General features: G+C 70.9%; 27 protein-coding genes. 3 read left to right on the top strand and 24 right to left on the bottom strand.

Translation table 11 applies throughout. The features are described 5' to 3' along the window. Window positions 1-5 precede the first annotated feature (5 nt). The 8 genes from coaD to ACOOHF_RS13455 form a co-directional block, all read right to left on the bottom strand. Window positions 6-509 carry a pantetheine-phosphate adenylyltransferase gene (gene coaD, locus ACOOHF_RS13490; RefSeq protein ID WP_420462102.1) on the bottom strand — a complete coding sequence of 168 codons (504 nt, stop codon included), beginning with the start codon at window positions 507-509 and terminating at the stop codon, window positions 6-8. Continuing rightward, entirely contained in the window at window positions 506-1,069 is a 564-nt protein-coding gene (locus ACOOHF_RS13485; RefSeq protein WP_420462101.1) for an RsmD family RNA methyltransferase, read from the bottom strand. The genes coaD and ACOOHF_RS13485 overlap by 4 nt, the downstream gene beginning before the upstream one ends. Before the next feature lie 11 nt (window positions 1,070-1,080). Continuing rightward, window positions 1,081-1,803 (bottom strand): zinc ribbon domain-containing protein, encoded by a 723-nt coding sequence (locus ACOOHF_RS13480; RefSeq protein ID WP_420462100.1) that lies wholly within the window; start codon window positions 1,801-1,803, stop codon window positions 1,081-1,083. A gap of 14 nt (window positions 1,804-1,817) precedes the next feature. Continuing rightward, window positions 1,818-3,656 carry a DNA primase gene (dnaG, locus tag ACOOHF_RS13475; protein WP_420462099.1) on the bottom strand — a complete coding sequence of 613 codons (1,839 nt, stop codon included), beginning with the start codon at window positions 3,654-3,656 and terminating at the stop codon, window positions 1,818-1,820. Between the two features lie 72 nt (window positions 3,657-3,728). Then, a complete protein-coding gene (locus ACOOHF_RS13470; protein ID WP_420464373.1) occupies window positions 3,729-6,113 on the bottom strand; it encodes an endonuclease MutS2 in 2,385 nt (794 codons plus the stop codon). A gap of 17 nt (window positions 6,114-6,130) precedes the next feature. Continuing rightward, on the bottom strand, window positions 6,131-6,466 hold the full coding sequence (locus ACOOHF_RS13465) for a histidine triad nucleotide-binding protein (protein WP_419941879.1): 336 nt from the start codon (window positions 6,464-6,466) through the stop codon (window positions 6,131-6,133). Beyond that, entirely contained in the window at window positions 6,463-6,705 is a 243-nt protein-coding gene (locus tag ACOOHF_RS13460; RefSeq protein WP_420462098.1) for an RsmE family RNA methyltransferase, read from the bottom strand. The genes ACOOHF_RS13465 and ACOOHF_RS13460 overlap by 4 nt, the downstream gene beginning before the upstream one ends. Then, entirely contained in the window at window positions 6,702-7,112 is a 411-nt protein-coding gene (locus ACOOHF_RS13455) for a 16S rRNA (uracil(1498)-N(3))-methyltransferase (RefSeq protein ID WP_420464372.1), read from the bottom strand. The genes ACOOHF_RS13460 and ACOOHF_RS13455 overlap by 4 nt, the downstream gene beginning before the upstream one ends. Before the next feature lie 186 nt (window positions 7,113-7,298). Here ACOOHF_RS13455 and tkt point away from each other — a divergent pair, with 186 nt between their 5' ends. From tkt to tal, 3 genes are read left to right on the top strand one after another with little or no spacing between them, the layout of a single operon-like run. Continuing rightward, the gene (tkt, locus tag ACOOHF_RS13450) at window positions 7,299-9,344 is read left to right on the top strand and encodes a transketolase (protein WP_420464371.1); all 2,046 of its coding nucleotides are present in this window, start codon (window positions 7,299-7,301) and stop codon (window positions 9,342-9,344) included. Further along, on the top strand, window positions 9,341-9,808 hold the full coding sequence (rpiB, locus tag ACOOHF_RS13445; protein WP_419935345.1) for a ribose 5-phosphate isomerase B: 468 nt from the start codon (window positions 9,341-9,343) through the stop codon (window positions 9,806-9,808). Before tkt ends, rpiB begins: the two co-directional genes overlap by 4 nt. Beyond that, window positions 9,805-10,941: a transaldolase gene (tal, locus tag ACOOHF_RS13440; protein ID WP_419935344.1), complete on the top strand. Its 1,137-nt coding sequence runs from the start codon at window positions 9,805-9,807 to the stop codon at window positions 10,939-10,941. Before rpiB ends, tal begins: the two co-directional genes overlap by 4 nt. Here tal and dnaJ read toward each other — a convergent pair. From dnaJ to prfA, 16 genes are all read right to left on the bottom strand, one after another. Next, window positions 10,931-12,103 carry a molecular chaperone DnaJ gene (dnaJ, locus tag ACOOHF_RS13435; protein ID WP_419935343.1) on the bottom strand — a complete coding sequence of 391 codons (1,173 nt, stop codon included), beginning with the start codon at window positions 12,101-12,103 and terminating at the stop codon, window positions 10,931-10,933. The two genes, tal and dnaJ, sit on opposite strands and share 11 nt — an antisense overlap. A gap of 34 nt (window positions 12,104-12,137) precedes the next feature. Next, window positions 12,138-13,181 (bottom strand): heat-inducible transcriptional repressor HrcA, encoded by a 1,044-nt coding sequence (hrcA, locus tag ACOOHF_RS13430; protein ID WP_419935342.1) that lies wholly within the window; start codon window positions 13,179-13,181, stop codon window positions 12,138-12,140. Next, window positions 13,178-14,401 carry a radical SAM family heme chaperone HemW gene (gene hemW / locus ACOOHF_RS13425; RefSeq protein ID WP_419935341.1) on the bottom strand — a complete coding sequence of 408 codons (1,224 nt, stop codon included), beginning with the start codon at window positions 14,399-14,401 and terminating at the stop codon, window positions 13,178-13,180. Before hemW ends, hrcA begins: the two co-directional genes overlap by 4 nt. Further along, window positions 14,401-15,561, bottom strand: coding sequence for a DNA-processing protein DprA (gene dprA / locus ACOOHF_RS13420; protein WP_419935340.1), 1,161 nt, complete (start codon window positions 15,559-15,561; stop codon window positions 14,401-14,403). The genes hemW and dprA overlap by 1 nt, the downstream gene beginning before the upstream one ends. After that, window positions 15,549-16,589 carry a GTPase ObgE gene (gene obgE, locus ACOOHF_RS13415; protein ID WP_419935339.1) on the bottom strand — a complete coding sequence of 347 codons (1,041 nt, stop codon included), beginning with the start codon at window positions 16,587-16,589 and terminating at the stop codon, window positions 15,549-15,551. Before obgE ends, dprA begins: the two co-directional genes overlap by 13 nt. Beyond that, window positions 16,574-17,251: a carboxymuconolactone decarboxylase family protein gene (locus ACOOHF_RS13410; protein ID WP_419935338.1), complete on the bottom strand. Its 678-nt coding sequence runs from the start codon at window positions 17,249-17,251 to the stop codon at window positions 16,574-16,576. The genes obgE and ACOOHF_RS13410 overlap by 16 nt, the downstream gene beginning before the upstream one ends. Then, on the bottom strand, window positions 17,241-18,224 hold the full coding sequence (locus tag ACOOHF_RS13405; protein WP_420462097.1) for an asparaginase: 984 nt from the start codon (window positions 18,222-18,224) through the stop codon (window positions 17,241-17,243). The genes ACOOHF_RS13410 and ACOOHF_RS13405 overlap by 11 nt, the downstream gene beginning before the upstream one ends. Then, complete coding sequence (locus ACOOHF_RS13400) at window positions 18,221-18,919, bottom strand: TIGR04282 family arsenosugar biosynthesis glycosyltransferase (RefSeq protein WP_420464370.1); 699 nt, start codon at window positions 18,917-18,919, stop codon at window positions 18,221-18,223. Before ACOOHF_RS13400 ends, ACOOHF_RS13405 begins: the two co-directional genes overlap by 4 nt. 7 nt (window positions 18,920-18,926) lie before the next feature. Further along, window positions 18,927-19,385, bottom strand: coding sequence for a hypothetical protein (locus tag ACOOHF_RS13395; protein ID WP_420462096.1), 459 nt, complete (start codon window positions 19,383-19,385; stop codon window positions 18,927-18,929). A gap of 85 nt (window positions 19,386-19,470) precedes the next feature. Next, window positions 19,471-21,129 (bottom strand): S41 family peptidase, encoded by a 1,659-nt coding sequence (locus tag ACOOHF_RS13390; protein ID WP_420462095.1) that lies wholly within the window; start codon window positions 21,127-21,129, stop codon window positions 19,471-19,473. Window positions 21,130-21,235: 106 nt separating this feature from the next. Then, on the bottom strand, window positions 21,236-21,901 hold the full coding sequence (tmk, locus tag ACOOHF_RS13385; protein ID WP_419935334.1) for a dTMP kinase: 666 nt from the start codon (window positions 21,899-21,901) through the stop codon (window positions 21,236-21,238). A gap of 1 nt (window position 21,902) precedes the next feature. Continuing rightward, a complete protein-coding gene (locus ACOOHF_RS13380; RefSeq protein WP_420462094.1) occupies window positions 21,903-23,225 on the bottom strand; it encodes an inositol-3-phosphate synthase in 1,323 nt (440 codons plus the stop codon). Between the two features lie 23 nt (window positions 23,226-23,248). After that, a complete protein-coding gene (locus ACOOHF_RS13375) occupies window positions 23,249-23,905 on the bottom strand; it encodes a CDP-alcohol phosphatidyltransferase family protein (protein WP_419935333.1) in 657 nt (218 codons plus the stop codon). Beyond that, window positions 23,902-24,270 carry a YlbF family regulator gene (locus ACOOHF_RS13370; protein ID WP_419935332.1) on the bottom strand — a complete coding sequence of 123 codons (369 nt, stop codon included), beginning with the start codon at window positions 24,268-24,270 and terminating at the stop codon, window positions 23,902-23,904. Before ACOOHF_RS13370 ends, ACOOHF_RS13375 begins: the two co-directional genes overlap by 4 nt. 202 nt (window positions 24,271-24,472) lie before the next feature. Then, a complete protein-coding gene (gene prmC, locus ACOOHF_RS13365) occupies window positions 24,473-25,402 on the bottom strand; it encodes a peptide chain release factor N(5)-glutamine methyltransferase (protein WP_420462093.1) in 930 nt (309 codons plus the stop codon). Continuing rightward, window positions 25,399-26,484 (bottom strand): peptide chain release factor 1, encoded by a 1,086-nt coding sequence (prfA, locus tag ACOOHF_RS13360; RefSeq protein ID WP_420462092.1) that lies wholly within the window; start codon window positions 26,482-26,484, stop codon window positions 25,399-25,401. The genes prmC and prfA overlap by 4 nt, the downstream gene beginning before the upstream one ends. Window positions 26,485-26,521: the final 37 nt, after the last annotated feature.

The following is a 26,521-nucleotide window of genomic DNA, read 5'->3' as shown; positions in this document are numbered from 1 at the left end:
CGGGTTCAATCCGTTGCGGGCCGCTCGAAGGCGCGATCCATACGGGCCTTCACCACCGGGCTCACGAAATCGGTCACATCGCCGCCGAGGCGTCCGACCTCGCGCACGAGCGACGAACTCAGGAAGGTGTGGCGCGTGGCCGGGGCCATGAACAGGACCTCCACCTCGGGCCACAGGGAGCGGTTCATCAGCGCCATCTGGAATTCGTACTCGAAGTCGCTCACGGCCCGGAGCCCCCGCACGATGATGCGGGCTTTCCGCGCCCGGGCGAAGTCCACGAGCAACCCGCAAAAGGAGGTCGCCTCCACCCGGGGCTCGTCCGCGAACGCGGAGCGGATGAGTTCGACGCGCTCGTCGATCGGGAAGAGGCCCGACTTCGGCTGCGTGGCGGTCTCGGCCACGGCGACGATCAGATGGTCCACGAGCCGCACGATCCGCCGCACGATGTCCTCGTGTCCAATCGTGAGCGGATCGAAGGATCCCGGGTACACGGCGATGGTTTTCTTCATCCGAGCTTCCGTTCAGGTGTCGAGATCGGGGCGCATGCAGGAGCCAGGAACCGGCTCACGCGGGTGTCGCCGTATTCCCTCGTCCAGTCCGCGGTCGTGGCCAGACCGGCGTCGGCGTCGTGCTCGAGCCAGAACTGGGCGGCGAATGGTCGGAGGCGAAAGCGCTCCACGAGCCCGCGGCCGGCGGTCGATCCGTACGGGGGGTCGGCGAAGACAAGGTCGAGCGGAGCGATCAGGCCGTCGATCCAGGCGAGGGCATCGCAGCGCCCGATCCGGGACCGGTCCGCGAGCCCGAGCCTGCGGATGTTCCGGTCGAGCACGGAAGCGACCCCTCGGTCCGACTCGACGAAATGGACGTGCGCCGCGCCGCGCGACAGCGCCTCGATGCCCAGCGCCCCGGAACCGGCGTAGAGGTCGGCGACGCGCGCATCGAGGACATCCTCGCCGAGCGCGGAGAACCAGGCCTCCCGCACCCTCGCGGCCGTGGGGCGGGTGCGCCGTCCGGGCGGAGCGTCGATGTACCTGCCGCCCAGATCGCCCGCGATGATGCGGAGTCGCATGGTTCGGCGTGTCAGGCGCCGGAGGACACCGGGTAGAGGATGATTCCGCAGCCTTCGCAGACGGCCAGATCGCGACGCGTCCGGATCTCGGCCTGGCGCTGCTTGGGCACAGAGGTGAAGCACTGTCCGCACACGCCGTCCGCCGTGAGTTCCGCAAGCGCCGAACGCTTCCCTCCCCCGCCGGCCGACCTGTAGAGTTGGAGCGCCCGCCGGCCGAGACGATCTTCCTGGGTTTTCCGGGCCGCGCCCCGCAGGTGCAGTTCGCGCTCGAACGCCGAGCGCAGGTCATCGGCGGCGGCGGCCCGTTCCGCGAGGGCGGCGGCGGATTCCTTCAACTCACCCTCGGCCGCGCTGAAGGCCTCGCGCGCCGACTCGAGCTCCAGCATGGCGTCGAGCTGGTCGTCCTCCGCCCCTCGCAGATTCCGCCAGGCCGTCTCCGTCTCGCTCCGCACGGCGAGATACTGCTGCTCGTTCACGACCGCGGCGGAACGCGATTCAAGTCGCTTGAGGGTCGCTCGCCCCGCCTCCACGGAGCGGCGGTAACGTTCCACGCGCGCTTCCGCCTTCCGGGCGTCGCCCCGGATCCCGGCGACCCGCTTCTCGAGCGCATCCACCGTGATGCGAAGTTCGGCGACCTCCTCGTCCAGTGTCGCGAGTTCGCTTTCGATCCTCAGGATCTCGATATCGATCTCCTGAAGCGTGAGTAATTCGTCGACGGTATCGGTCGCCTGCATGCTCTCTCCGGCTGTCAACCGGGCAACCCGGTCGGGGCGCCCCCCGGTCGATCGGCGAAGCCCGGCCGCCCCGCGCCCTGTCGGGGCATGAATGCGGCGGCCTCGCCCGCGTCTCGAAGTTCCCGTGCGAGTTCCTGCTTCTCGCTCAACAATCGACGTTGCTGCTCGCTGTCCGCAAGTTCCAGTTCGCGATCGATCTCGTTCAGGCGTTCTCGATGCCGCCGATACAGGAGGCGGCTCACCGCGGCTTCGAAGACCCCGTCCGGGTCGGGGATCTCCTCCCCCGCCTCCTGGAGGGCGGTCAAGCGCGCGCGGGCGGGCCCGGAGGCGGAGGACCAGTCCACATCTTCCGCGTCCACGCCCTCGTCGCACGCCGCCGACAGGATCTCGAAGATCTCGCGGCCCCACCGGTCGCGCAGGTGCCGGGGTGAGAGCCCTGTGCGGACCGCCCTCCGCGTCAGCGAAGGGTCGCGCACGAGGAGGAGAAGAAACGCCCGTTCCGTTCGCGACTCGACGGGAGGGCTGTCGTCGGGCCTTCCGGGGTCGGGACCCGCGGGAGGGCGGCGAATCCTGGGCCGCTCCGCGCGCGCGATCTCGTGCACGAGCGTGTCCCGTCTTATCCCGAGCCCCTCGACCGCACGGTCCACGTAGATGTCGCGCAGCGCCGGGTCGGCCACGGCCCGGAGCGTGCTCAGCAGGCCGTCCACCGCACGCCGCCGGCCCTCCACGCGGTCGAGATATCCCTCGCGCCCCAGGATCTGGAGCTTGCGTTCGAGCAGGTCCACCGCGTCGTCCATGAGGTGCCGGAGGGCGGCCGCCCCCTCCCTGCGGATCAGCGAATCCGGGTCTTCCCCGGGGGGCAGGGAGACGACCAGCGGATGGACGCCGGCGGCGAGGAGGATGTCGCCAGTCCGGAAGGTCGCGCGCAGCCCGGCCGTGTCGCTGTCGTAGAGCAGATAGGCCCGCTTCGCGTAGCGGGCGAGTTGTCGCGCCTGGTCGGCTGTAAAGGCGGTACCCAGCCCGGCGACCGCGAACTCGAGCCCCGCCCGGTGCAGCGCGATGATGTCCGTGAAGCCCTCGGCGACCGCCGCGTGCCCCTCGCGCCGCATCGCGTGGCGGGCGCGGTTGAGCGCGTAGAGTTCCTCCCCCTTCCGGAAGACGGGAGACTCGGGCGAGTTGATGTACTTGGGCGCATCGGAGTTCGGATCGAGGACCCGGCCGCCGAAGCCGATCGGCCGGTCGCGGAGGTCCTGGATCGTGAACATCAGTCGTCCGCGAAAGCGGTCGTAGGGTTCCTCTGCCTTCTCGCTCGTCGCGAGCAGCCCCAGTCGCAAGAGCGCCCCTTCCTCGATGCCGTGCCGGGCCGCGGCCGCGCGAAACACCCGCCATTCATCGTCCGCGTACCCCAGCCCGAACTCGAGCGCCTCCTCCAGCGGCAGACCCCGGCCCTGCAGGTAGGCGCGTGCCCGGGCCCCGGCGGGTTCCCGGAGCCGACCCTGGAACCACTCGGCCGCGAACGCGAGGACGCCGCGCAGGGGTGCGTGCGGGTCCTCGCGGCGCTCCTCCCGGTCCGGGACCTCGATCCCGACCCGCGCCCCGACGTGACGCACCGCCTCGGGGAACTCGAATCCGAGGTGCTTCATCAGGAACCCGAAGACATCTCCGCCCTCGCCGCACACAAAGCACTTGAAGATCTGCCGCTGAGGATCGACGGCGAAGTTCGGACCGTCCCCGCCGTGCAGCGGACAGGGCCCGCGGTAGCTCTTGCCGGAGCGCCGGAGCCGAACGTGCTCGCCCACGACCTCGATCAGGTCGGCGCGGGCGCGGATCTCCTCGACGAGCGCGTCGCTCACCACGCGCGCCTCCCCCCACCGGAACCGTCGCGACGCCTCATCGCCCGCTGCATCATCGCCCGCTGCATCCGCCTACTCGAATTCCACGACCGTCACCCCGGTACCCCCTTCGCCCGCCCCGCCCGCCCGGACGAGCCGGATCCGCGGGTCTCCGTTCAGAATCTCCTGGACGCGGGCCCTGAGGGCGCCCGTCCCCTTTCCGTGGATGATGCGGAGCCAGGGGAGATCTCCCACCACCGCGGCGTCGATCGCGGGCGTGAGCGCCGCGTCCACCTCATCGGCGCGCAGCCCCCGCAGATCGACCTGGGTCTCGACCCTGATGATGGGCCGGCGTTCCCCCGCCTCGCGGGAACCTCCGGACGAAGAACGCTTCCCTCGGGGCGCCACCGCTCCAGAATGCGGCGTCAGGTCGCGCAGCGGTACCGTAAGGCGCAACCCGCCGACCTCGATCACGCCCCGAGCCCCGCGGACCTCCACGAGCGTGGCGGGTCGGTCGGAGGCGCTCCAGCGGACGGCCTCCCCTGCCCGCGGGGTCTCCGCGGCCTCGGTGGCGGGTGCGCGATCGCCCAGTGCGCGCAACTTCCGGGCCGAAGTGCGGAGTGCCCGCTCCACTTCGCCGCGCACCGCCCGCTTCGCCGCTCGCCGGGTCGGTTCATCGCCCCCCACGTATTCGGACTCCAGCCGCGCGATTGCGGCCTCGACCCGTTCCCGGGCCTGGCGCAGCGTCTCTCGCCGCGCCACCTCCCGCTGCCTCTCGGCCGCGCGCTCGGAATCCGCGAGCGCGGTCTCCCGGGACGCCAGGTCGCGCTCCCGCGCCGCCGTCTCCTCCGTCCGACACTCGAGTCGGGCCCGCAGGTCCTCGATCTCTCCCCGTTCCGCCTCCAGGCGGGCGAGCAGGGTGTCGAGCGACACGTGTTCCGGGCCCAGCCGCGCGTGCGCGCTCGCGAGCACGTCCTCCGGGACCCCCAGTCGCGCGGCGATGACGAGGGCGTAGCTCCGTCCCGGACGGTCCCGCACGAGCCGGTACGTGGGTTCGAGACGCCTGGAATCGAACTCGAGCGAGGCCTGCACCGCCGCCCCGTCGTCGCCGAGCCGCTTCAGGTCGCCCAGGTGCGTCGTGGCGACCGTGAGCCGCGCCTGCCCGGCCAGACGCTCCAGCGCCGCCGCCGCCAGCGCACCCCCTTCCGCCGGATCCGTCGCGCTCCCGATCTCATCGAAGAGGACGAGGTCCCGCTCGTCCGCCTCGTTCAGGATCTCCGCCAGATTGCGCGCCTGCGCCCCGAAGGTGGAGAGCGACGCGTCGATCGACTGCTCGTCGCCGATGACCGCGAACAAGCGGCGAAAGAAGGGGATTCGGCTTCCGGCCCGAAGGGGCGGGACGACGCCGCTTTGCACGAGCGCGCTGAGGAGCCCCAGTGTCTTGAGGAGAACCGTCTTGCCGCCCGCGTTGGGGCCCGACACGAGGAGCACCCGCTCATCGGCCGAGAGGTCGAGATCGAACGGCACGGCGCCCCCGGGGGCAAGCGCGAGCAGGGGATGCCGCGCGCCGCGGATGCGGATCCCTTCCGCCACCGGGTCGACGAAGGCCGGGGGCGAGGCTTCCATCCCGGCCGCGAACAGGGCGCGGGCGCGAAGCGCGTCCAGCTCCACCAACGCCCCGTACGAAGCGGCGAGTTCGGAGGCGTGACGGCGTATTGCGGCAGCGAGTTCCCGCAGGATCCGCTCCACCTCGCGCTCCTCGCGGAGTTCGAGTTCCCTGATCCCGTTCATCGCCTCGATGGCGCGCACGGGCTCCACGAACAGCGTGCGGCGGCTCGCCGAGGCGTCGTGCACGAGCCCTCCCGCGATGCCCTTCCCCTCGCGCCGCACCGGGATGCAGTAGCGCCCGTTGCGGACCGTGACGGAGGCGTCGGGAACGCGCACCCGTTCGGGGAGCGAGCCGGCGAAACGCGTGAGTTCCTCGACGAGACGCACGCGAGCCCCCGTGAGCGCTCGCCGGAGGCGCCGCAACTCGGGCGAGGCCCCATCCGCGACCCCACCGGCAGCGTCGAAGGTGGCCGCGATCCGCTTCTCGAGCGCCCGGTCACCCCACAGCCGGCCGACCAGGAGCACCGGGAGGCCCTCGGGATCGAGTCGTTCCGCGAGCCCCCGGGCGATCCGCCCTGCCGCCATGACCTTCGCGCAGGCGAGCAGGTCGCCGGGGTCCAGCCACGCATCGTCGATCGTCAGGCAGCGCAGCGCCGGTCCCAGCTCCGGGAACGCATCCAGGTTCCACCCATCGCCGCTCGCCAGGAGCGCCTGCAACTCGCCCACGGCCGCGAGGGCGCGGCGGGCGGAGGGCGCATCGGGGAGCGGACGGAGGGCGCGGACCTTCGATTTCCCCGGCTCGGACGCGGCGTACCCTGAGATCGCGGCGACCACGCGATCGAACTCGAGCACGCGCAGCGCGTGATCCATCGGGCTCAACCGGGGTCTCAACCGGGCGGCCAACCCATGCGGCGGCCGCCGAGCACGTGGAAGTGGAGGTGCGCGACGGCCTGACCTCCGTCCTCGCCCGCGTTGGTGACGACGCGGTACCCGTCCCCCAGCCCCTCGGAGCGGGCGACCGCGGCGCAGGCGAGCACGAGTTCTCCGCCGAGCGTACCGCTCGACAGCGTCGCGAGACTCGATACATGGGTCCGGGGGACCACAAGCACATGCACGGGTGCCTGAGGTTCGAGGTCGCGGAACGCGACCCAACCGTCCTCCTCCGCGACGATATCCGCCGGGATGGCGCCCGCCGCGATGGCGCAGAACACGCAATCCGTCATGTCCCCTCCAGGTTTTCGAGGATGGCCGAAGCGAGCGCCACCGCCGCGATCGCCGCCGTCTCGAATCGCAGCGTACCCCGCCCCAGCGACACGAGTTCGAACCCTGCTTCCACGCAGCGTCGGCGCTCAGCGCGCGTCAGCCCGCCCTCCGGCCCGACCGCGAGCGTCAGCGGACTCCCGTGGCCGCTCCGGCACGGGTCGCGCAGGGCGCCGCCGGCCAGGAGGGACGGGCCGCTCACATCGGCGAGCCACCCTGCCCGTCGTGGCCTGCCAGCGCCTCCTCCAGCGTCAACGGACCGTCGAGCCGGGGCAGCCAGCTCCCGCCCGACTGTTTCACGGCGGCCCGCACCCGCTTCCCGGCCCGCCGACGGAACCCCTCCGAACGACCCGCGTCGCCGACCGACCGCGACCGCTCCCACTCGATCCAGGTTACGGCCGACGCCCCGAGTTCGACGACCTTCTCGACCAGCCACAGCGAACGGTCACGGTTCGCCACCGGGGCCCACACGCGCAGGGGCAGTGGCGGACGCACCGGGAGGGCCCGCAACAGCCGGCAGCGGGCCCGCCGCCGATCCAGTTCGACGAGTTCCCCCTCCCAGCACCGGCCCTTTCCGTCGGTCACCGCCAGCCGGGCTCCGGGACGAATCCTCGCGGCGCGGATCGCTCACACTGGTAACGTAGCCGCCGCGCGCGGCCCCTCGCCACCGACCGGGCCACGTCCCGCGCGCAGGGTTTTCCACCACTCGCCGGCGGCCTATGTTCGCTCCGCCGAACCCGTCCGTGGTCTGCGGATCGACTCATCTCGCGCGAGGGGCTGTTGAACGAATCGACGATGGCCGAAGCCGATCCCGTGACCGCCGCTCCCACCTCCGACCCTCCCGTCGTATCGCAGTCCGTCGACACGATTCGCACCCTCGCCATGGACGCCGTTCAGCGGGCCGGCTCCGGGCATCCCGGCACGGCGATGGCGCTCGCCCCGGTGGCGTACACCCTCTGGATGCGGCACATGCGCTACAGCCCGGGCGATCCCTCCTGGTTCGGCCGGGACCGTTTCGTGCTGTCGGCGGGCCACGCCGCGATCCTCCAGTACGCCGCGCTCCACCTCACGGGGTACGCCCTCCCGCTCGAGGAGATCCGCAGCTTTCGGAGGGCCGGGAGCCGGACGGCGGGCCACCCCGAACACGGACTCGTGGCCGGTGTCGAGACGACGACCGGCCCCCTCGGCCAGGGCGTCGCGAACTCCGTCGGGATGGCGATCGCCGAGACCCATCTCGCCGCGGTGTTCAACCGGCCGGGGCACGCGATCGTCGACCACCGGACCTACGTCATCTGCAGCGACGGCGACCTGATGGAGGGCGTCTCGTACGAAGCGGCCTCGCTCGCCGGCCATCTCGGTCTGGGCAAACTTCTCTGGCTCTACGACGACAATCGGATCACGATCGATGGCGACAGCGACCTCGCCTTCTCCGAAGACGTATGCGGACGGTTCGAGTCGCTGGGCTGGCACGTACAGCGGGTCGACGACGCGAACGACCTCGCGGCACTGGATGCGGCGATCGAGGAGGCGAGGACCGTCGAGGAGCGCCCGTCGCTCATCATCGTGCGATCCCATATCGGGTACGGAGCCCCGAACAAGCAGGATACGGCCGCGGCGCACGGCGCTCCGCTGGGAGAAGAGGAGATCCGGCTCACGAAGGAGGCGTACGGCTGGCCGCCGGAGCCGCCCTTCCTCGTCCCCGACGCGGTCCGCCGGCACATGGGACGGCAGGTCGCCCGCGGCGAGGCGCTGGCCGCCGAGTGGGCCGAACGCTTCGAACGCTACCGGGCCGAACACCCGGAACTCGCGGCGGAACTCGAGCGACGCGTGCAATCCGCGCTCCCCGAGGCGTGGGACGACGACCTCCCGGAGTTCAGCCCGGACGACGCGCCCATCGCCACGCGCGCCGCCTCGGGCCGCGTTCTCGGCGCCCTGGCCCCCCGTCTCCCCGAACTGATCGGAGGGAGCGCCGACCTCTCGGGCTCCAACAACACCCTCATCGACTCGCCGAACTTCTCGCGACGGAGCCCGGAGGGCCGGAACCTCCGCTGGGGGATCCGCGAGCACGCGATGGCCTCGATCGCGAACGGGCTCATGCTGCACGGCGCGGTGCGACCCTACGTCGCCACCTTCTTCACCTTCACGGACTACGCCCGGCCGGCGATGCGGCTCGCCGCGCTGATGGAACTCCCGAACATCTACGTGATGACGCACGACTCGATCGGGCTCGGGGCGGACGGCCCCACGCACCAGCCCGTAGAGCACCTCGCCTCCTTCCGCGCCATGCCGGGGGTGGTCGTGCTCCGGCCCGGGGACCCGGAGGAGACGGTCCACGCGTGGCGCGTCGCCATCGAGCGAAGCGACGGACCGACGATCCTCGTCCTCACCCGGCAGAAGGTCGCCCACCTCGCCCGCGCGGCCGGGGCGGCCCGCGACGGCGTACCGCGGGGAGGCTACGTTCTGCGGCCCGAATCCGGCGACCTCCGGGTCGTGCTCCTGGGCAGCGGCTCGGAGCTGCAGGTGGCGGTCGAAGCGGCGGAACGCCTCGAAGCGCAGGGTGTGCCCGCGCGCGTCGTTTCATTCCCCAGCTGGGAGCTGTTCCGCGCCCAGACGCCGGAATACCGCGATCAGGTCCTCCCGCCGGGCGTCCCACGTCTTGCGATCGAAGCCGGTGCGACGCTCGGCTGGACGGAGTGGGTCGGCACGGATGGCGCGGTGATCGGGATCGACCGCTTCGGCCAGTCCGCCTCGGCGGCCGACAACTTCGAGCACTTCGGGTTCACGGCGACGGCGCTCGTGGAGCGCGCCCTCGCCCGGCTCGCGCCTCGGAATTCCCCGTGAGGCTCGCGCTCGGCGCGGATCACGCGGGCGTCGGCTACAAGGACACCCTCGCTGCCGAGCTTCGCGCGGCGGGGCACGATATCGTCGATGTGGGCACGCACGGCACCGACTCGGTCGACTATCCCGACTTCGCGCGGGCCGTAGCGGAGCGTGTGGCCTCCGGCGAGGTGGAGCGCGGCATCGTGGTGTGCGGCTCCGCGGTAGGTGTGTGCATCGCCGCCAACAAGGTGCCCGGGGTGCGGGCCGGCGTGTGCCACGACACCTACTCCGCAGCGCAGGGGGTCGACCACGACGACATGAACGTCCTCTGCCTGGGCGAGCGGGTGATCGGCATCGCACTCGCGCGGGCCATCACGGAAGCGTTTCTGACGGCGGAATTCTCGGCCGAGCCGCGGCACCGACGCCGGCTCGACAAGGTCCTCGACATCGAGGCTCGTCACATGAGGGGAGGCGGAGAGAGATGAGCGCGCTGCTTCAGCTCCAGCAACACGGGCAGAGCTACTGGCTCGACAACCTGACCCGGGGGATGGTGGTCGACGGAAAGCTCGCGCGCCGGGTCGAGGCCGAGGGGCTGAGGGGCGTGACCTCCAATCCCGCCATCTTCCACAACGCGATCACCGGCAGCGACCAGTACGACGAGGATATTGCGCGCTGTTCCGCCGCCGGCCTCGGCGTCGAGGAAGTCTACGACCGGCTCACGATCGCCGACGTTCAGGGCGCCTGCGACATCCTGCGCGGGGTCTGGGAGAGTTCGGGGTGCGTCGACGGGTACGTGTCGCTCGAGGTTTCCCCGCATCTGGCGGACGACACGGAACGGACTGTGGAGGAGGCACGCCGCCTCTTCGACGCCGTCGGTCGCGGGAACGTGATGATCAAGATCCCGGGGACCCCCGCCGGCGTCCCCGCCATCCGGCAGGCGCTGTTCGAGGGCGTGAACGTGAACGTCACGCTCCTCTTCTCGATCACCGCCTACGAGGCGGTCGCGGAAGCGCACATGGAGGCGCTGGAGCAGCGGATCGAGGCCGGGCGCTCCGTCGAGGGAATCGCGTCGGTGGCCAGCTTCTTCGTGAGCCGGATCGACGCCCTGATCGACAAGCGGCTCCATGCCCTGGCTGACGCGGCGGGGAGCGATGCCGCCCGCTTCCGGACGCTGCTGGGGGAGGCCGCCATCGCCAACGCGAAGCTCGCGTACCGCTCCTTCACTCGACGGCTCGGGACCGATCGGTGGGCCCGCCTGGCCCGCCACGGCGCCCATCCGCAGCGGATGCTGTGGGCGAGCACGAGCACCAAGGACCCGTGCTATTCCGACGTGAAGTACGTGGAGCCGCTGATCGGCGACCTCACGGTGAATACGCTGCCCGAGAAGACGATCGACGCCTTCATGGACCACGGCACGGCGGCAGGCACCCTGGGCGAGGGAGTCGACGAGGCGAGGCGCACGATGGAACGGCTGGCGGCGGTCGGGATCGACCTCGACGCCGTGACCGATCAGCTGCTCGCCGAGGGCGTGGAGAAATTCGCCGTCCCCTTCGACCGGCTTCTGGCGAGCCTGGAAGCGCGGATGGCGGATCAGCCCATCGCGGCCGCTACGCCGTAAACGCCGCCTTCACGCGCTCCCAGAAACTCGGATCCTCACCACGGCGCGGCTCCGGCGGCGCGTCCTCGATCTCCCGGAGCGACTCGAGGCTCTCCCGCTGCCGGTGGGAGAGCCCGCTCGGCGTCCAGGTGTGTACGCGCACGAGCTGGTCTCCCCGGCCCGCGGCACGCAACTTCGGCATCCCCTGTCCGCGCAGCCTCAGCACCTGTCCGGCCTGGATGCCCTCGGGCACGCTGAGCCGGGCCTGCCCGAGGATCGTCGGCACTTCCATCTCGACGCCGAGGGCCGCCTGCGAGAAGGTGATCGGCAGATCGAGGAGAAGATCGTCCCCCCTCCGCTCGAAGCGGTCGTGCGGGTCGACCTCCACGCCCACGATGAGGTCGCCGGGCGGACCGCCGCGCAGGCCCACGTTCCCGCGTCCCCGCAGCTTCAGGTAATCATCCGACGAGATGCCGGCGGGAATCTCGATCTCGATCGACCGCTCGACCCGTACCCGCCCGCTCCGGCGGCAGTCGGCGCACTCGGCCGCGACCCGGGTCCCCTCGCCGCCGCAGTGGGCGCACGGCCGCACCGACACGAACTGTCCCAGCATGGACCTCTGGACCATGCGCAGTTCGCCCGCGCCGCGGCACGTCTCGCAGGTGATGGCCTCGGTACCCGGTTCGGCGCCGGTGGCTTCGCAGCGCTCGCAGTGCTCCAGCACCGAGATGCGCAGGGAACGCTTGGCCCCCTTCGCCGCCTCCTCCAGCGTGATGTTCACGGAGACCTTCAGCGTGGAGCCGCGCCGGAGCTGGTTCGGGGACGCTTGCGTGAACATGTCGCCGAACCCGCCGCCGAAGCCCTCGCTGCCGAAGCTCCCGCCGCCGAACTCGCGCATGAACACGTCGAAGGCGTCCGAGAAGCTGCCGAAGCCCGAGAACGGCGCCTCGCCTCCGCCGCCGCGCCGCACACCCGCCTCTCCGTAGCGGTCGTAGAGATCCCGTTTGCCGGGATCTCTCAGCACCTCCCACGCCTCGGTCACCTCCTTGAATCGCTCCTCCGCATCGGGGGCGTCGTTGCGGTCCGGGTGATACTTCATGGCGAGGCGGCGGTATGCCTTCTTCAGCTCGGCCGCGTCCGCGTCGCGCGACACGCCGAGCAATTCGTAGTAGTCCCGGCTCATGTGCGGGTCTCGTCTCCGCGGGTAGGGGAGTTCGTCATGGGGTGAGACGTGTGAGGAGGGAGGACGTCCAGTCTACGATCGAGACGACCTTCTCATACGGCATTCGGGTCGGGCCGATCACTCCGACCGTCCCCTGCAGGCTCCCGACGGAATAGTTGGCCGTGACGATCGTCAGATCCTCGAGTTCGGGCTGTCCGTGCTCGGTGCCGATCGTCACGTGCGGGCCGTCCGAGCCGCCGCGGTCCCCGAGCACGGTCGCGAGCAATTCCCGACGCTCGGTCAGCAGGATGAGCTGGCGAAGCCGCTCGCTCGTCGTGAACTCCGGCTGCTCGGCGAGGGCCGCCGTGCTCCCGAGGTGCACGTCGCGCTCCCGCCGGGCCCAGTCGAAGATATCGGGGCCGCTGTGCACGAAGATGTTCATGAGTTGGTCCGCGCCCTCGCTATCGAAGCGCAGGTCCCCCAGCCGCTCGCGCAGCGTCGCCTGGATCTCGGATATCGTGCTCCCCGCCAGCCGTTCGTTCAGCGCCTGCGACACGGCATGGAGCGTCTCGCGCGGGACGCGCGTCGTCACATCCACGTAGACCGTGCGGACGACACCGGACTCGATCGTGAACACGAGCAGCACCTTCTCGCTCGAGACGGACACGAGTTCGAGCCGCTCGAGCGTGGCCTTCGCGAGCGTGGGGCCGACGGCGAGCCCGAGTTCGCCGGTGAGGAGGCTCAGCACGCGCGCCGCCTTGCTCACCAGGTCCTCGACGCCGCCGACCTCGACATCGCGGAACTCGCGTTCGATCTTCGCCCGGTCGCGTCTGCGGATCCTCCCCCACTGCATGAGGGCGTTCACGTAGTATCGGTACGCGAGGTCCGTGGGCAGGCGACCGGCCGAGGTGTAGGGATGGGTCAGCAGCCCCTTGCCTTCCAGGTCGGCCATCGTGTTGCGGATCGTCGCCGCAGAAACACCGAGCCCGTAGTCCTTTCCGATCCTCCGCGAGCCGGCCGGAGCGGCGGTGCGGACGAACGAGTCGATCACCGCCGAGAGGACGGCCTGTTCGCGTTCTGTCAGTGTCGGGAGGGTCATCGTCCCTCGGCGCCCGCGAGTTCGGCGACGATCGCATCCAGGCGGAGCCAGCCCTCGATCGTCGCCACCCAGCGTCCGTTCCGTTCCTCCAGCCAGCCCGCTTCGGTCCATCGTTCGAGGCGGGGCCCGCCCGGCCCGATTCCGCGTTGAGTACGGAGATCCAGCCAGATCCGTTCCAGCTCCTCCTCCGCCGCCCCCACGCGTTCCCACCCGTCGAGCGGGCCGCGACCGGCGTCGAGGGCGCGTTCATACCGATCCCAGTGAAAGACGTTCCAGCTGCGGACAGGTGGGAGGAACCCGTGCGCCGACGGGCCGACGGCAAGATACGATGTTCGGTTCCAGTACGCCCAGTTATGCCGACACTGGGCTCCCGGCCGGGCGAAGTTCGACACCTCGTAGTGGTCGTACCCCGCCGCCCGCAGGCCGCCGGACAGGAGGCGGTACTCGGCCGCGTAACGGTTCTCGTCCGGCGCACGGACGCGGCCCAGCCGGATCCACTCGGCGAGCGGCGTGCGAGGCTCGACCGTGAGACCGTAGAGACTCACGTGCGAAACGCCGAGCGAGACCGCCGTCTCCACCTCCGCCGCGAGATCCCGCGTCACCTCCGGAGGAAGACCGAACAGCAGATCCAGGCTCACGCCGTCGAAGCCCGCAGCCTTCACCTCGCGGACGGCTTCCATCGCGCGCCGGCGGTCGTGCAGCCGCCCCAGCCACGCGAGGACCGCATCGTCGAACGCCTGAACGCCGAGGCTCAGCCGGCTCACCCCCGCCACCCGCCACCGCATCCCGAGATCCACATCGAACGAGGCGGGGTTCGCCTCGACCGTCCACTCGGTGTGGCGCGGATCGACCCGGAACCAGGCGGCGATTCGTTCCGCGAGTTCCTCCATCCCCGCGGCGCCCAGCAGCGACGGAGTCCCTCCTCCAACGAAGATCGTGTCGAGTACGGTGCCGGCCTCCCAGCCGCCGCGCTCGAACCACCAGGTCAGTTCGCGCTCGATGGCGGACAGCCAGCGCCCGACGGGGGGCGCGGCCGCCCGCTTCACCGAGAAGTCGCAGTAGTGGCAGCGGTGGGCGCAGAAGGGAAAATGCACGTAGAGTGAGCGGGGCGGGCCGGGGGCGCGCGACGCGGCGCGGGGCTGCGCGGCGCCGGACGGCACGGCCCAGGGGAAGCCGGGCCCGGCCGCCGCCCGGTCCGCGGCGACCGGGTCGCCGGGCATCAGCGCCGCGCCGGACGCCGCACGGCCGAGAAGTTCCCGCCCGGCCTGCGCTCGACCCAGCCTTCGAGTTCGAGACGGCCGAGTCCACGCAGGACGCGCGCGACCGGCAGCTCGAGGCCGACGGCCAGTTCGTCCGGCGACCGCGGTCCCCGGGTCAGGGCCCGGAGCAGTTCCATGTCGGGCGACGCCGCCGCCTCGCCCTCCGGCTGCGTGGACCCGCCGTCGTCGCCGGAGCCCGGCCCCCCGTCCGCCGCGACGTGGAGCCACCCGAGCGCGTCGAACACGTCCTGGACGCCCGCCACCAACCCCGCGCCCTGCCGCAGCAGCCGCAGACACCCGGCCGCGCCCGGATCGTCGATCCGCCCCGGCACGGCCAGCACCTCGCGGCCCAGGTCGAGCGCATGGTCCGCGGTGTTGAGAGCGCCGCTCTTCCCGCCGGCCTCGACCACGATGACCCCGCGCGCCAGGGCGGCGATCACCCGGTTGCGGCGGGGGAAGGCCGCCCGCGTGGGCGGCGCGCCCGGTTCGAACTCGCTCAGCAGCAGGCCCCGCGCCCGCATCCGCCCGTACAGGTCGCGGTTCTCGGCGGGATACTCGTGGTCGTGACCCGTGCCGAGGACGCCGGTGGAATGGCCGCCCGCGTCCAGCGCCCCCGCGTGGGCCGCCGCATCGATGCCCCGCGCCATCCCGCTGACCACCGTCCAGCCCCAGCGCCCGAGTTCGCGGCCCAGCGTGTAGGCCGTCCGGAGGCCGTAGGAGGAGGCCGCCCGCGTCCCGACCACGGCGACCGCCCGGTCGGGGTCGGACGGGAGGCTCCCGCGCGAGAAGAGGACGGGCGGGGGGTCGGGCAGATCGCGCAGCCCAGCCGGGTACGCCGCGCCGCCGTAGCCGACGACGCCGAGTCCCTTCGCCCGCGCCGCCCGGAGGAGCCCCCGGGCACGCTCGACGGCGGCCGGCCCCAGCGCCCGCGTCGCCTTCCCGGTCGGGATGGGACGACCGCACACCCGCCGCAACTCGTCCGGCGCCGCGGCCCGCACGGCCCGAAGCGCCGCCGCCGCGCCGCCGTAGCGGTCCACCAGCCGCCGGACGGTACGAAACCCGAGACCCGGAACGCGCGAGAGCACGATGAGGGCCAGCAGCTCGCGCTCTACGGGCGCCATGTCGCGGCCCCTTCCAGCGGGTCCGGTTCCTCGGCCTCCCGCAACGCTTTCTTCTCGATCTGGACGCGCGCCCACAGGCTCTCGAGGACCTTCGCGATCCCCGCCCCCGTCACCGACGAGATCTCGAACTGGCCCCAGCTCTCCGGGGCGTCGACCGCTACGTCCGCGTCGGGCGGACGGAGATCGGACTTCGTCAGCAGGACGCAGTGCGAGATGCCGGCCAGCGCGGCGTCGTGCCCCCGGAGTTCCTCACGAAGCAGGTCGTACGTCGCCTGCGGATCCGCGTCGTCGACGGACACGAGGAGCGCGAGCGTGCGCGTGCGCTCGATGTGGCGGAGGAACTGCGTCCCCAGCCCGCGGCCCTCGTGCGCCCCTTCGATGATCCCGGGAATGTCCGCCATCACGAAGGAGCGGCTGTCGCTCAACCCCACAACCCCGAGATTGGGCGTGAGCGTCGTGAACGGGTAGTCCGCGACCCTGGGCCGCGCCGCCGTCACCCGGGCCAGGAGCGTCGACTTCCCGGCGTTCGGTTCGCCGACGAGACCCACATCGGCGATGAGCTTTAGTTCCAGCTCGATGTGCCGCTCTTCGCCCCATTCCCCGGGTTCCCACTCGCGCGGGGCCTGGTGGGTCGGCGAAGCGAAGCTCGCGTTGCCCCGCCCGCCCCGTCCCCCCCTGGCGACGACGAGTTCATCGCCCTCGTCCAGCAGCTCGCCGATCCGCCCCCCGGTCTCGACATCTCGCACCAGCGTGCCGAGCGGCACAGGCAGGCGCAGGTCCTCCCCCGACGCGCCAACCCGGTTGCCGCCCTCGCCGTGGGAGGCGCGGCGCGCTCTGTAGTGCTCCCGGTAGGAGTAGTCGAGCAGCGTGTCGAGCCGCCCGTCCGCGACGAGGACGACATCACCTCCGTCGCCGCCTCTGGCGCCGGACGGACCTCCGCGCGGTACGCCCCTCTCACGCCGGAAGGCGACGGCGCCGGCGCCCCCCGCGCCCCCGGTCACATGGATTCGCGCTACGTCGACGAACACGATCTCTTCTCCACTCGACTTCCCGCTTCCGCCCACATCTCCCACAGGCGGTCCGGTTCCGCTCCCCGCCCCCCGGCCCCCCGCGCCGTCTCGATGCCGATGCCGAGAGCCGCCTCTACGTGCTCCGCGGCGGCGCCCACGTTCAGGGCTCCGCGCAGGTGAGCCCGGAGCTGCGCCTCGTGCCCCGCCGCGGCCAGCAGCGCCACGATACATAGTTCCCGAGTCTCCACCGAGAGCCCCGGACGGGAGAGCGTCCTGCCGTATCCATCCTCCACGATCCAGCGATCCAGGGCCGGGTGCAGCCGCCCCACGTTCCTCCGCAGGCGTTCGTAGGACCGCCCGTACACGGCGCGGCACAGCGCCTCGCCCGCGGCGGCCGAATCGTTCGCCCCGTCCCCGCCCGGCGGGGCCGCCGCGTCACCGCGGCTCGATCCGGCCCCCTCCGCCGTCATTTCGCGCCAGACGCCGAACGCGTTGAGCACGATGGGGAAGCCGACGAAGAGATGCGCCTGCAGCAGCACCTCCTCGACCTCGGCGCGACTCGCGTGCCGCGCCGCGACACGGAGCGCCTCTCGCCAGGCCCCGGCGTCCGCCGCGGCCAGCGCGGCCGAGAGCCCCACGAGCCCCCGCACGCCGGGATCGAGGCGATCGCTATTCCCCATCGTCTTCCACCACCAGCGCCGCCACCTCCTCGCCGCGCGTATTCGAAATCGAAGGCCGTGCGAACGCGCGAAGGCGTTCCGCCTCCCCGGGCTCCAGAAGCACCAGCGTCGAGAGCGCGTGCACGACCGCGGGGCCCAGCGGCCGCGTGGCGCCATCGAGCACCTTGAAGGCCGCGCCCCAACCCGACGCCGGACTCGCGAGGCAGAAGACACCCTCGGCCCCCTCCTTCGCCAGCACGCGGCCCGATGTCGCCTGCATGACGTTCGCCGACAACGCCGTCGGACCCGAGACCAAGGTCGGGTGCGTCGTCATCGCCCTGACAACGGCGCGGACCGGAGACTCGCGCGAGGTCGCGAACGCCGCGTAGGCCCTGGCCATTTCGCTCAGCGACAGGGCCGGCGTCGGAAGCCCGCACCCGTCGATGCTCCACGGCAGACGCTCGCAGTCCGCGCCCAGCCAGGCCGAGAGTTCACGACGGATGGCGTGCTGCAGCGGCTGATCCGGCTCGTGATAGCTCTCGACCGGCCAGCCGTTTGCGACGGCAAGCGCCAGCAGCGCCACATGCTGCCCGGAACAGTTGTTGTGGATCCGGTCCGGGAGCCGCCCCGCCCTGTCCAGGCGGCTCGCCGCGTCGGGGTCGAAGGGTCGGTGCGGCCCGCACACCAGCGCCGCCTCGTCCAGCCCCAACGCCCCGAGGACGGACCTCGCGATCTCCACGTGGCGTCGCATGCCGTGGTGTGATGCGCAGGCCAGCGCGAGCGCCTCCGTACCCAGCCCCAGGCGCTCGAGCACGCCCGACCGCGCGACCGGCAACGCCTGGAACGGCTTCATCGAAGAGCGCCAGAAGGCCGTGAGCCTCGAGTCCCCGAACGACCGGCTGCCCCCCGAGGCTATCTCGTGGACGACGCCGGCCACGAGATGCGTCGATTCGGGAGTCCCCGCGCGGTCCAGATCGACGCGAATCAGGTTCACCGGTCACCCTCCTGATCGGGTGCGGCGCCGCGGGCCAGCCCCAGTCGCGCCCACGCCCGGGCGGTCGCCGAGCCTTCGAGGAGGTCACCTTCCATGCGGACGAGATCCTCCGGCCGATCCACATCATACCAATCCGGCAACTCGGCGTGCCGGAGCCCGAGCGTCACCGCCCTCGCGCGGGCCCAGTCACAGAGGGCGGCTTCCGACCAGGGGGCGTCGGTGAACAGTCCCTCCGCCGCCGGCCATGCGGTCCGACAAAGGCCGATCGCATAGTACCCTCCGTCGAGGGTGGGCCCGAGCGCGAGACGCCGTCCCCCCAGAGCCCGGAAAGCACGCGCGACGAACTCCGCCGGCAGGGTCGGATGATCACTCCCGATGGCGACGGCGCGCCCCACACCCTCGCTGAAGGCGCGGGCGAACGCCATCGCGAGGCGGTCACCCAGCGCACCCTCGGGCTGGAGACGGACCCGGGCCGCCGGGTAACGCGCCCCCAGACGTTCGACCGCGCCCGGCCGGTCGGGCACCCACAACTCCGTGGCCACCCCTGGCGGCCCGAGTCTCATCGCATCGTCGAGGAACGCTTCGTACAACGCGGCAGCGACCGCCGGCGAGAGGCGGGGACTCAGCCGCGTCTTGACGTGGCCGGGTTCCGGGAAGCGACCGAAGACGAGGAGCCGAGGGGCTGTCGCGTCGATACGGCCGCTACGTCGAGTCGCGCTCGCTGCCGGGCCGCGTGCTGACCTCGATCACGCCGCCTTCGGCACCCGGCCTCCGGTATCGGGGTGGGACCATGCTCTGGCGGTACAGGCGAATCATGACGATGTCGTCCGCCCGTATCCGGCGCAGCGTAGTGATCTCGTCGTTCAGGTTGAAGTCCCCATCCACTACGAGTAGCGGCACATAGAACTCCTGCGTGGCCCGACCGAACACCCCGACGCCATCGTTCCCGCCGCGGAAGCCGATCTGGTCCTCGAAGATGATCAGCTCCCGGTGGTGGGTGAGCGCCTCGTACGCCGTGCCGTAACCCGCCTCCCGGATCTCGCCTCCGGTGATGACGAGCCGCGTGTACGTCCCCGGCCTGCCGCTGCTGGCGCACGCCGCCATGGCCATCACGGCCATCGTCATCGCGATACTGGCTGACCTTCGCGTGCGCTCGCTCATCGTCCGTCTCCTGACCTTCCGGCGGATTGTCGTCCGCCCGTGATGTACCGCCACTCGAGCCGATCAGCCCTCCGGGCGAGCCGGGCTAGCGCCCCCCGCCCGAGGCACCACCCGAAGCGCCCTCGGCTGCCCGCTCCTCCGCGGCGCGGGCCGCGACCGCGAGCAGGGCTTCCGGCGAATCCGCCTCTCGCAGGAGTTGCACGGCCATCCGTACCTGAGCGTCGCGCTGCGCCCGACTTTTGAGCTGGGGGACCTCGCCGAATTCGGCCCCCGCGAGTTCGTCCGCGATGAGCCAGTCAACGTACGTCTGCGAGCGGTCGAAGAGTTCCCGCTCCACCTCGGCCCCCGCCGCCATGAGCGCGGACCAGACCTCCTCGCGCATCGCCTGCGTGACGGAGAAGCCCTCGCCGAAGTCGTGCTCCCGCGCGTATTCCACCGCCCAGCGGAACACGGTGTTCCTCGGAATCGCGCCCGAGCCTGTAGCGAGGCGGCGCAACTCCTGCTCGTCCGTCGAGAGCGTGTCACGGTAGACGACGAGATCCGGCGTGATTCCCCCGCCGCCGTACACCGTCCTCCCGCTCTCCGTGAGGAACTCCTCCCGCTCTTCAGGTTCGGAGGGCGCGGCCACCGGCTCCCCGGAAATCGCCACGGCGCTCGCCGCCAGCTCACGCAGGGCGCTCTCGCGGTTGAAGTCCCTCGAGATCGAGCGCCCCGCCGGCGTGTACCAGCGCGCCGTCGTGACCTTCATGCTGTTGTTCCCCGAGAGGTGATACAGGGTCTGGACCGAGCCCTTGCCGAAGGTCGTTGTCCCCACGAGCACGGCACGGTCATGGTCCTGCAGGGCGCCCGCCACAATCTCGGAGGCGCTCGCGCTGAGGCCATCGACGACGACCACGAGCGGGACATCGGTATACCGGTCGCCCGAGGACGCCTGGAAGACGTGGTTCTGGTCCGGCAGGCGGGAGCGCGTCTCCGCAATCTCCTGGCCCTGATCGAGGAAGAGGTCCGTGATCTCGATCCCCGCCGGCAGCAACCCGCCCGGGTTCCGCCGCAGATCGAGGATCAGCCCGCGCGCTCCGTTGCCCACGAGGCGGTCGAGCGTCTCGACGAGTTCCTCCTTCGCCTGGCGGCTGAACCCCCGCAGCACCACGTACCCGATCCCGTCGTCCAGGATGAAGCCCTGCGCCTGCCGCACCTGGATGACGTCGCGCACCATGCGGATCGCGAGCGGCCGGCGGACGCCCACCCGCGCGATGGTGATGTTGACCGGCTCCCCTCTCTCGCCGCGGAGCGTGTTGACCGCCTTGTCCACGGACCACTCTTCGGCCGATTCGCCCTCGACCTCGATGATGCGGTCGCCGACCTCGAGTCCCTCCCGGACCGCCGGCGAGTTCGGAAGCACCTGGACGACCGTGATCCAGCCGTCCTTGACCTCGATCCGCACCCCCAGCCCGCCGTAGTTCCCGGTCGTGGTGAGGCGAAGCTGCTCCGAGTCCTCGGGTTCCAGGTAAATCGTATACGGGTCGCCGAGGTTATCAAGCATCCCGTCGATGGCCATCCGGTACAGCTCGTCGGGCGATATCTCGTCGACGAAGTGGTTGGCGACCAGACGGTGGACTTCCTCGAGGAGCCTCCGGCTCTCGGCCGCGCCCGTCGCCCCCCCCTGATTGATGAGCCAGCCGCCGGTCGTGAGGGCGATGACGCCCACCAACACTCCCGTCGTCCAGGATCGCTGCGCTCTCATGCGTCCTCCATTCTGGCAGCCCACACCGAGGGGCCGGCTGGGTTCGAGCGGCTTGGCGCCGCCACGATCAATGTTTCACCCCGCTGCGCACAGGTAAAGCTCGCCTTCATCCGAAGCGGCTCGGGAACCGGCGCGCGACGAGCGAGCCGACCCTCCGTTCCACCTCGTCCGGCGTGCCCACCCCGTCTACGGTCTCAATCCGTTCATCGCGCGCGGCGAGTTCCAGATACCCCGCGCGCACACGCTCCATGAACGCTCGCGCCTCCCGTTCGATCCGGTCGCGCGGCCCCCCGTCCGCCTCCCCGCGCTCGATCCCCACCTCCACCGGTACGTCGAGCACGACATAAAGGTCCGGAAGAAGCCCTCCGGTCGCGGCGGAGGTCACGCGCCGGATCGTCTCCGCGGGCACCCCCCGCGCGCACCCCTGGTATACGCGCGTGGAGAGTTCGAAGCGGTCGCAGAGCACGACATCTCCCCGCTCCAGCGCGGGACGGATGATCTCCTCCACATGCATGCGGCGTGAAGCCGAGAAGAGGAGCAGTTCGGCGACCCCGTCCAGGCGCAGTTCCGGTCGCTCGAGGATCACCTCGCGGATCGCCTCGGCCGCCGCCGTCCCGCCGGGCTCGCGCGTCGTGACGTACGGGACGCCACACTCCGACAACCGGCGGGAGAGTCGCTCGATCTGCAGTGACTTCCCCGCGCCTTCCGGTCCCTCGAAGGCGATGAAGCACCCCCGGTCGGTCCCGCCGCCGGCCCGCGCTCCGGCAGCCATCTCAGTCGTAGTATTCGACGCCGAGGTGGGTGATCTGCCCTTCCCCCATCAGCCAGCGCAGCGTGTTCTTGAGCTTCCAGTGCTGGATGAAGATGTCGTGCTCCGGGTAGAGGCCGGGGGCCGTCTGCGGCGCCTTGAAGTAGAACGAGAGCCACTCCTGGATCCCCGACAGTCCGGCGCGCGCGGCGAGATCGAGGAAGAGCGCGAGGTCGAGGACGATCGGGGCCGCGAGGATCGAGTCCCGGCACAGGAAGTCGATCTTGATCTGCATCTCGTACCCCATCCACCCGAAGATGTCGAGGTTGTCCCACCCCTCCTTGTTGTCTCCCCGCGGCGGGTAGTAGTTGATCCTCACCTTGTGATACATGTCGCCGTACAGGTCCGGATACATCTCCGGCTGCAGGATGTACTCGAGCGCGCCGAGTTTCGACTCCTCCTTCGTCTTGAAGCTCTCGGGATCGTCGAGCACCTCGCCGTCCCGGTTCCCGAGGATGTTGGTCGAGAACCAGCCGTTGAGCCCCAGCATGCGCACCTTGAGACCCGGCGCGAGGATCGTCTTCATCAGGGTCTGGCCCGTCTTGAAGTCCTTCCCCCCGATCGAGACCCCCTTCTCCGACGCGAGGTCGATGAGGGCCGGGATGTCGCAGGTCAGGTTCGGCGCCCCGTTGGCGAACGGGACGCCCTCCATGAGCGCGGCCCAGGCGTAGAGCATCGACGGCGCGATGGCGGGATCGTTCTCCTCCATCGCCCGCTCGAAGGCCGCGAGGGAGTCGTGGGCCGGGCCCGGCTTCATGAAGACCTCGGTCGACGCCGCCCACACGATCACGAGGCGGTCACACCCCTTCTCCTCCCTGAACCGGCGGATGTCCTCGCGCAGTTGCTCGGCGAGTTCACGCTTGTTCGCCCCCGTCTTCACGTTGGGGCCGTCGAGCTTCTTCACGTAGGCGCGGTCGAAGGCCGCGGGCATGGGCTCGATCCCGCGCATGAAGTCGGCCAGCGGGTCGACGTCCTCCGGCCTGAGGACGCCGCACACCTTGGCCGACTCGTAGGCGTTGTCGGGGATCGGGTCCCAGGCGCCGAACACGAGATCGTCCAGCTCCGCCAGCGGCACGAAGTCCCGGATCAGCGGGGTCCGGTTCTCGGTCCGCTTGCCGAGCCGGATCGTGCTCATCTGCGTGAGGGAGCCGATCGGACGGTTCAGTCCGCGGCGTGTGGCTTCCACTCCGGCGATGAAGGTGGTGGAAACCGCCCCGAGCCCGACGAGAAGGACGCCGAGCGTCCCCTCGGCCGGGGCGATGGTTTCGGGTGATCTATCAGGGTCCACGATTGCGGTTCACTCCGTGTCTTTCAGTCTGTTGTCCTCGGCGGCTCACCATCGGGGCGCGTGTTGCGGTACACCCACCAGATGCGCTGAATGGCGGTCAGGTTGGTCAGGATCGCGAGGACGATGATCACGACTCTGAGGACGAGACCCTGGTGTCCGAACATGGGGGTTTCGCCGAAAATCAGCGCCGCGAAGCCGATCAGGATGACCCGCTCCGGACGCTGCATGAGGCCGACATGGCAGTCGATCCCCAGCGCCTCGGCGCGCGCCCGCGTGTAGCTGATCATCAGGGAGCCGGCCATCGCGAGTACGATCCAGTAGATCATCCCCACGTCGCCCAGCTCGAGGCGATAGTCGTTGTAGAGGGAGAGGAGTCCCAGGTACACGACGATCTCGGACAGCCGGTCCAGCGTCGAGTCGTAGAAGGCCCCGAAGGAGGAGGCGAGCCCGGTTCGGCGCGCCACCGTCCCGTCGAACAGGTCGAACGCACCACCCAGCAGGATGAGGAACCCGGCCGTGCTCACGTGATGCTCGTGGAAGAAGTAGCCGGAACTGCACGTGATGAGGAAGCCGAGCAGGCTGATGATGTTGGGGTGGACGCGGCGTTTCGTGAGCCAGGCCATGACCGGCTCGAACACGGCGCGGAGCCCGCGCTCTACGAGATCGCGGACCGCCTTCATGTCGCGAGGATGATCCGGCTTTCCTCGCCCTTGCGGATCCCCTCGCCGATCGCGTGGTCAACCCGGTCCATGAGCTTCTCGAAGTTCGCCTGGGACGAGATGAAAGCCTGGTAGCGGGCGTTGGTCTGGATCTTCTCCTGCAGGTCCCCGAACTCCCGCTCCTGTTCCTCGCTCGCCGTCTCGCCGCGACTGATCGCCTGCATCAACGCCTGCTGCAGATCCCGCATCCGGTTGAGCATCTCCGTCGCCTCGCGATCGGCGTCGATCTCGCGGCGGGCCGCACGCAGGTAGGCGTATTCCGGAAGCTGCGAGATGATGCGCCCCACCTCCCGCGCCTTCTCCAGCATGCGGTCTCGCTCGTCCATATCGTCCAACTCCGAATGGAATCAGGAAGCGCCGCGGGCCTACGCGACAGGCGCCGACGGGCGGGGAACCGGACCGCGCGCGCCCCCTCTGTCCCCCCGACTGCGGGCGAGGCCGGCGATCCGCCGCCCGAGTATAACCCCGCCCCGCACCCCACGCGACTTGCCGGGCGACGGCCGTGACGGCCGGTCGAATGGAGACGCTCTAACGTGCACGCGGTGCAGTCCGGGGGGTCACGCGCAGCGCGCTCGCGAAGCGGGGGCGGCCGGCGAGATCGGTCGCGATGCCCTCTTCGGAGAGCGACGCCTCGGCCTGCAGAAACCGGAGGACGGCGGGCCCCTGCGACATCCCGATCTCCAGGAAAAGCGCCCCGCCTTCCCGGAGCCGGCCGGGCGCGCCCGCGACAATCGTCCGCATCACGTCGAGTCCGTCCTCTCCCCCATCGAGGGCGACGCGGGGCTCGTGGTCCCGGACCACCGGATCGAGGGTGGCCCACTCGCCCGTCGTCACGTAGGGCGGGTTGGAGACGATGAGGTCGAAGTCTTCGGCGGGGCCGAGCGCCGGCCAGATGTCGGGCGGGCAGGCGCGCAGTTCCAGGCCCTCCGCGCCCGCGCGCCGGGCGTTCGCCCGGGCCAGGTCGAGCGCGGCGGCCGAGATGTCGAGTCCCACGACGCGCGAGGCGATCCCCTCGTCGAGGAGGGCGAGCGCGATGGCGCCGGAGCCGACGCCGATGTCCAGCGCCTCGGCGGGCGCATCCCGGCCTCGACGCCAGGCGGCGACGAGATCGAGGAGTTGCTCGGTCTCCGGGCGCGGGATGAGCGCGCGACCGTCGGACACGAGGCGGACGCGCCGGAAGTCGACGGTGCCCTCGATGTACTGCAGCGGCTGCCCCTCCAGACGGCGCGAAACCGCACGCGCCACTTCCGTCGCGACGGCGGGCTCGACGCGTTCCCCGCCGGAGGCGCCGAGTTCGCTCCGCGACAGGGCGAGGGCCGCGGCCACGAGCCGCTCGGCCTCGACACGCGGCGCCTCCAGGCCGGCCAGTTCCAGTTCGCGCCGCACACCCTGCACGATCTCACGGCGCGTTGGCCCGGCCGGGCGGCGCCCCGCCCCGCCTCGCGGCGCACCCGTCATCCGGACCCTGCCGCCATGCGCTCTTCCACCCCCGCCATCCGGAGCGCTTCGACCACCTCGCCGAGGTCGCCGCCGAGCACCGCCTCGAGCCGGTGCGTCGTGAAGTGAATGCGGTGATCCGTGATCCGGTTCTGCGGGAAGTTGTACGTCCGGATCTTCATCGAACGGTCGCCCGTGCCCACTTGCGTCCGCCGCTCGCGCGCCCGTTCCGCCTCCTGCGCGGCGACCATCAGGTCGAGAAGCCGGCTGCGCAGCACCCGCAGCGCCTTCGACTTGTTCTTGTGCTGCGACTTCTCGTCCTGGCACGAGACCACGAGCCCGGTGGGCCGGTGCGTGATCCGCACCGCGGAGTCCGTCGTATTGACCGACTGGCCACCGGGGCCGGACGACCGGAATACATCGATCTTGAGATCCGCCGGATCGATCTCGACGTCGACCTCCTCCGCCTCGGGCAGCACCGCGACGGTCGCCGCCGACGTGTGGATCCGGCCCTGGCTCTCGGTCTCCGGCACCCGCTGTACGCGGTGCACGCCGGACTCGTAGCGCAACCGCCCGTACGCCTCGATCCCTCGAACGACGAAGACGACCTCCTTCACGCCGCCGAGCGCGCCCTCGCTCGTGTTGATGAGTTCGGTGTTCCATCCGGATTCGGCCGCGAAGCGGGTATACATCCGGTACAGGTCCGCCGCGAAGAGCGCGGCCTCGTCGCCGCCGGTCCCGGCGCGGATCTCGACCACGGCGGGCCGATCGTCCAGTGGGTCCCTCGGGACGAGGAGTCGGCGAAGCTCGCTCTCGGCCGCTTCCCGTTCGGCCTCGAGTTCGGCCGCCTCTTCCGATGCCATATCGGCGAGTTCCCCGTCCGCCTCGGCGGCGACCTCGCGCGCCTGGCTCAGGTCGTCGAGCCGCTTGAAGTGACGCTGTGCGGCCCGAACCAGCGGCTCGATCGCCGAATGCTCGCGCGCCAGTTTCTTCAGGAGCCCGAAGTCGGACAGCACTTCGGGCTGCGCCATCCGCTGCGCGAGTTCGTCGTAACGTTCAACGACCTCACGAAGGCGAGCCACGAGTCGGTCACCGTCCGACATCAGGTCCCCACACGAAAATGGGGCCCCGAGGGACCCC

Origin of the sequence: Candidatus Palauibacter sp. (assembly GCF_965216145.1) — a bacterium.
Lineage (GTDB): Bacteria > Gemmatimonadota > Gemmatimonadetes > Palauibacterales > Palauibacteraceae > Palauibacter.
The sequence above is the reverse complement of the archived record's forward strand: the minus strand, read 5'-3'. Positions and strand labels throughout refer to the sequence as shown.

What these genes read in the sequence shown, in the direction of transcription:
- coaD (WP_420462102.1), bottom strand. Translation starts at nt 509, where the DNA reads ATGAAGAAAACCATCGCCGTGTACCCGGGATCCTTCGATCCGCTCACG.
- ACOOHF_RS13485 (WP_420462101.1), bottom strand. Translation starts at nt 1,069, where the DNA reads ATGCGACTCCGCATCATCGCGGGCGATCTGGGCGGCAGGTACATCGAC.
- ACOOHF_RS13480 (WP_420462100.1), bottom strand. Translation starts at nt 1,803, where the DNA reads ATGCAGGCGACCGATACCGTCGACGAATTACTCACGCTTCAGGAGATC.
- ACOOHF_RS13470 (WP_420464373.1), bottom strand. Translation starts at nt 6,113, where the DNA reads ATGGATCACGCGCTGCGCGTGCTCGAGTTCGATCGCGTGGTCGCCGCG.
- ACOOHF_RS13465 (WP_419941879.1), bottom strand. Translation starts at nt 6,466, where the DNA reads ATGACGGATTGCGTGTTCTGCGCCATCGCGGCGGGCGCCATCCCGGCG.
- tkt (WP_420464371.1), top strand. Translation starts at nt 7,299, where the DNA reads ATGGCCGAAGCCGATCCCGTGACCGCCGCTCCCACCTCCGACCCTCCC.
- tal (WP_419935344.1), top strand. Translation starts at nt 9,805, where the DNA reads ATGAGCGCGCTGCTTCAGCTCCAGCAACACGGGCAGAGCTACTGGCTC.
- dnaJ (WP_419935343.1), bottom strand. Translation starts at nt 12,103, where the DNA reads ATGAGCCGGGACTACTACGAATTGCTCGGCGTGTCGCGCGACGCGGAC.
- hrcA (WP_419935342.1), bottom strand. Translation starts at nt 13,181, where the DNA reads ATGACCCTCCCGACACTGACAGAACGCGAACAGGCCGTCCTCTCGGCG.
- hemW (WP_419935341.1), bottom strand. Translation starts at nt 14,401, where the DNA reads ATGCCCGGCGACCCGGTCGCCGCGGACCGGGCGGCGGCCGGGCCCGGC.
- dprA (WP_419935340.1), bottom strand. Translation starts at nt 15,561, where the DNA reads ATGGCGCCCGTAGAGCGCGAGCTGCTGGCCCTCATCGTGCTCTCGCGC.
- ACOOHF_RS13410 (WP_419935338.1), bottom strand. Translation starts at nt 17,251, where the DNA reads ATGGGGAATAGCGATCGCCTCGATCCCGGCGTGCGGGGGCTCGTGGGG.
- ACOOHF_RS13395 (WP_420462096.1), bottom strand. Translation starts at nt 19,385, where the DNA reads ATGAGCGAGCGCACGCGAAGGTCAGCCAGTATCGCGATGACGATGGCC.
- ACOOHF_RS13390 (WP_420462095.1), bottom strand. Translation starts at nt 21,129, where the DNA reads ATGAGAGCGCAGCGATCCTGGACGACGGGAGTGTTGGTGGGCGTCATC.
- tmk (WP_419935334.1), bottom strand. Translation starts at nt 21,901, where the DNA reads ATGGCTGCCGGAGCGCGGGCCGGCGGCGGGACCGACCGGGGGTGCTTC.
- ACOOHF_RS13375 (WP_419935333.1), bottom strand. Translation starts at nt 23,905, where the DNA reads ATGAAGGCGGTCCGCGATCTCGTAGAGCGCGGGCTCCGCGCCGTGTTC.
- ACOOHF_RS13370 (WP_419935332.1), bottom strand. Translation starts at nt 24,270, where the DNA reads ATGGACGAGCGAGACCGCATGCTGGAGAAGGCGCGGGAGGTGGGGCGC.
- prmC (WP_420462093.1), bottom strand. Translation starts at nt 25,402, where the DNA reads ATGACGGGTGCGCCGCGAGGCGGGGCGGGGCGCCGCCCGGCCGGGCCA.
- prfA (WP_420462092.1), bottom strand. Translation starts at nt 26,484, where the DNA reads ATGTCGGACGGTGACCGACTCGTGGCTCGCCTTCGTGAGGTCGTTGAA.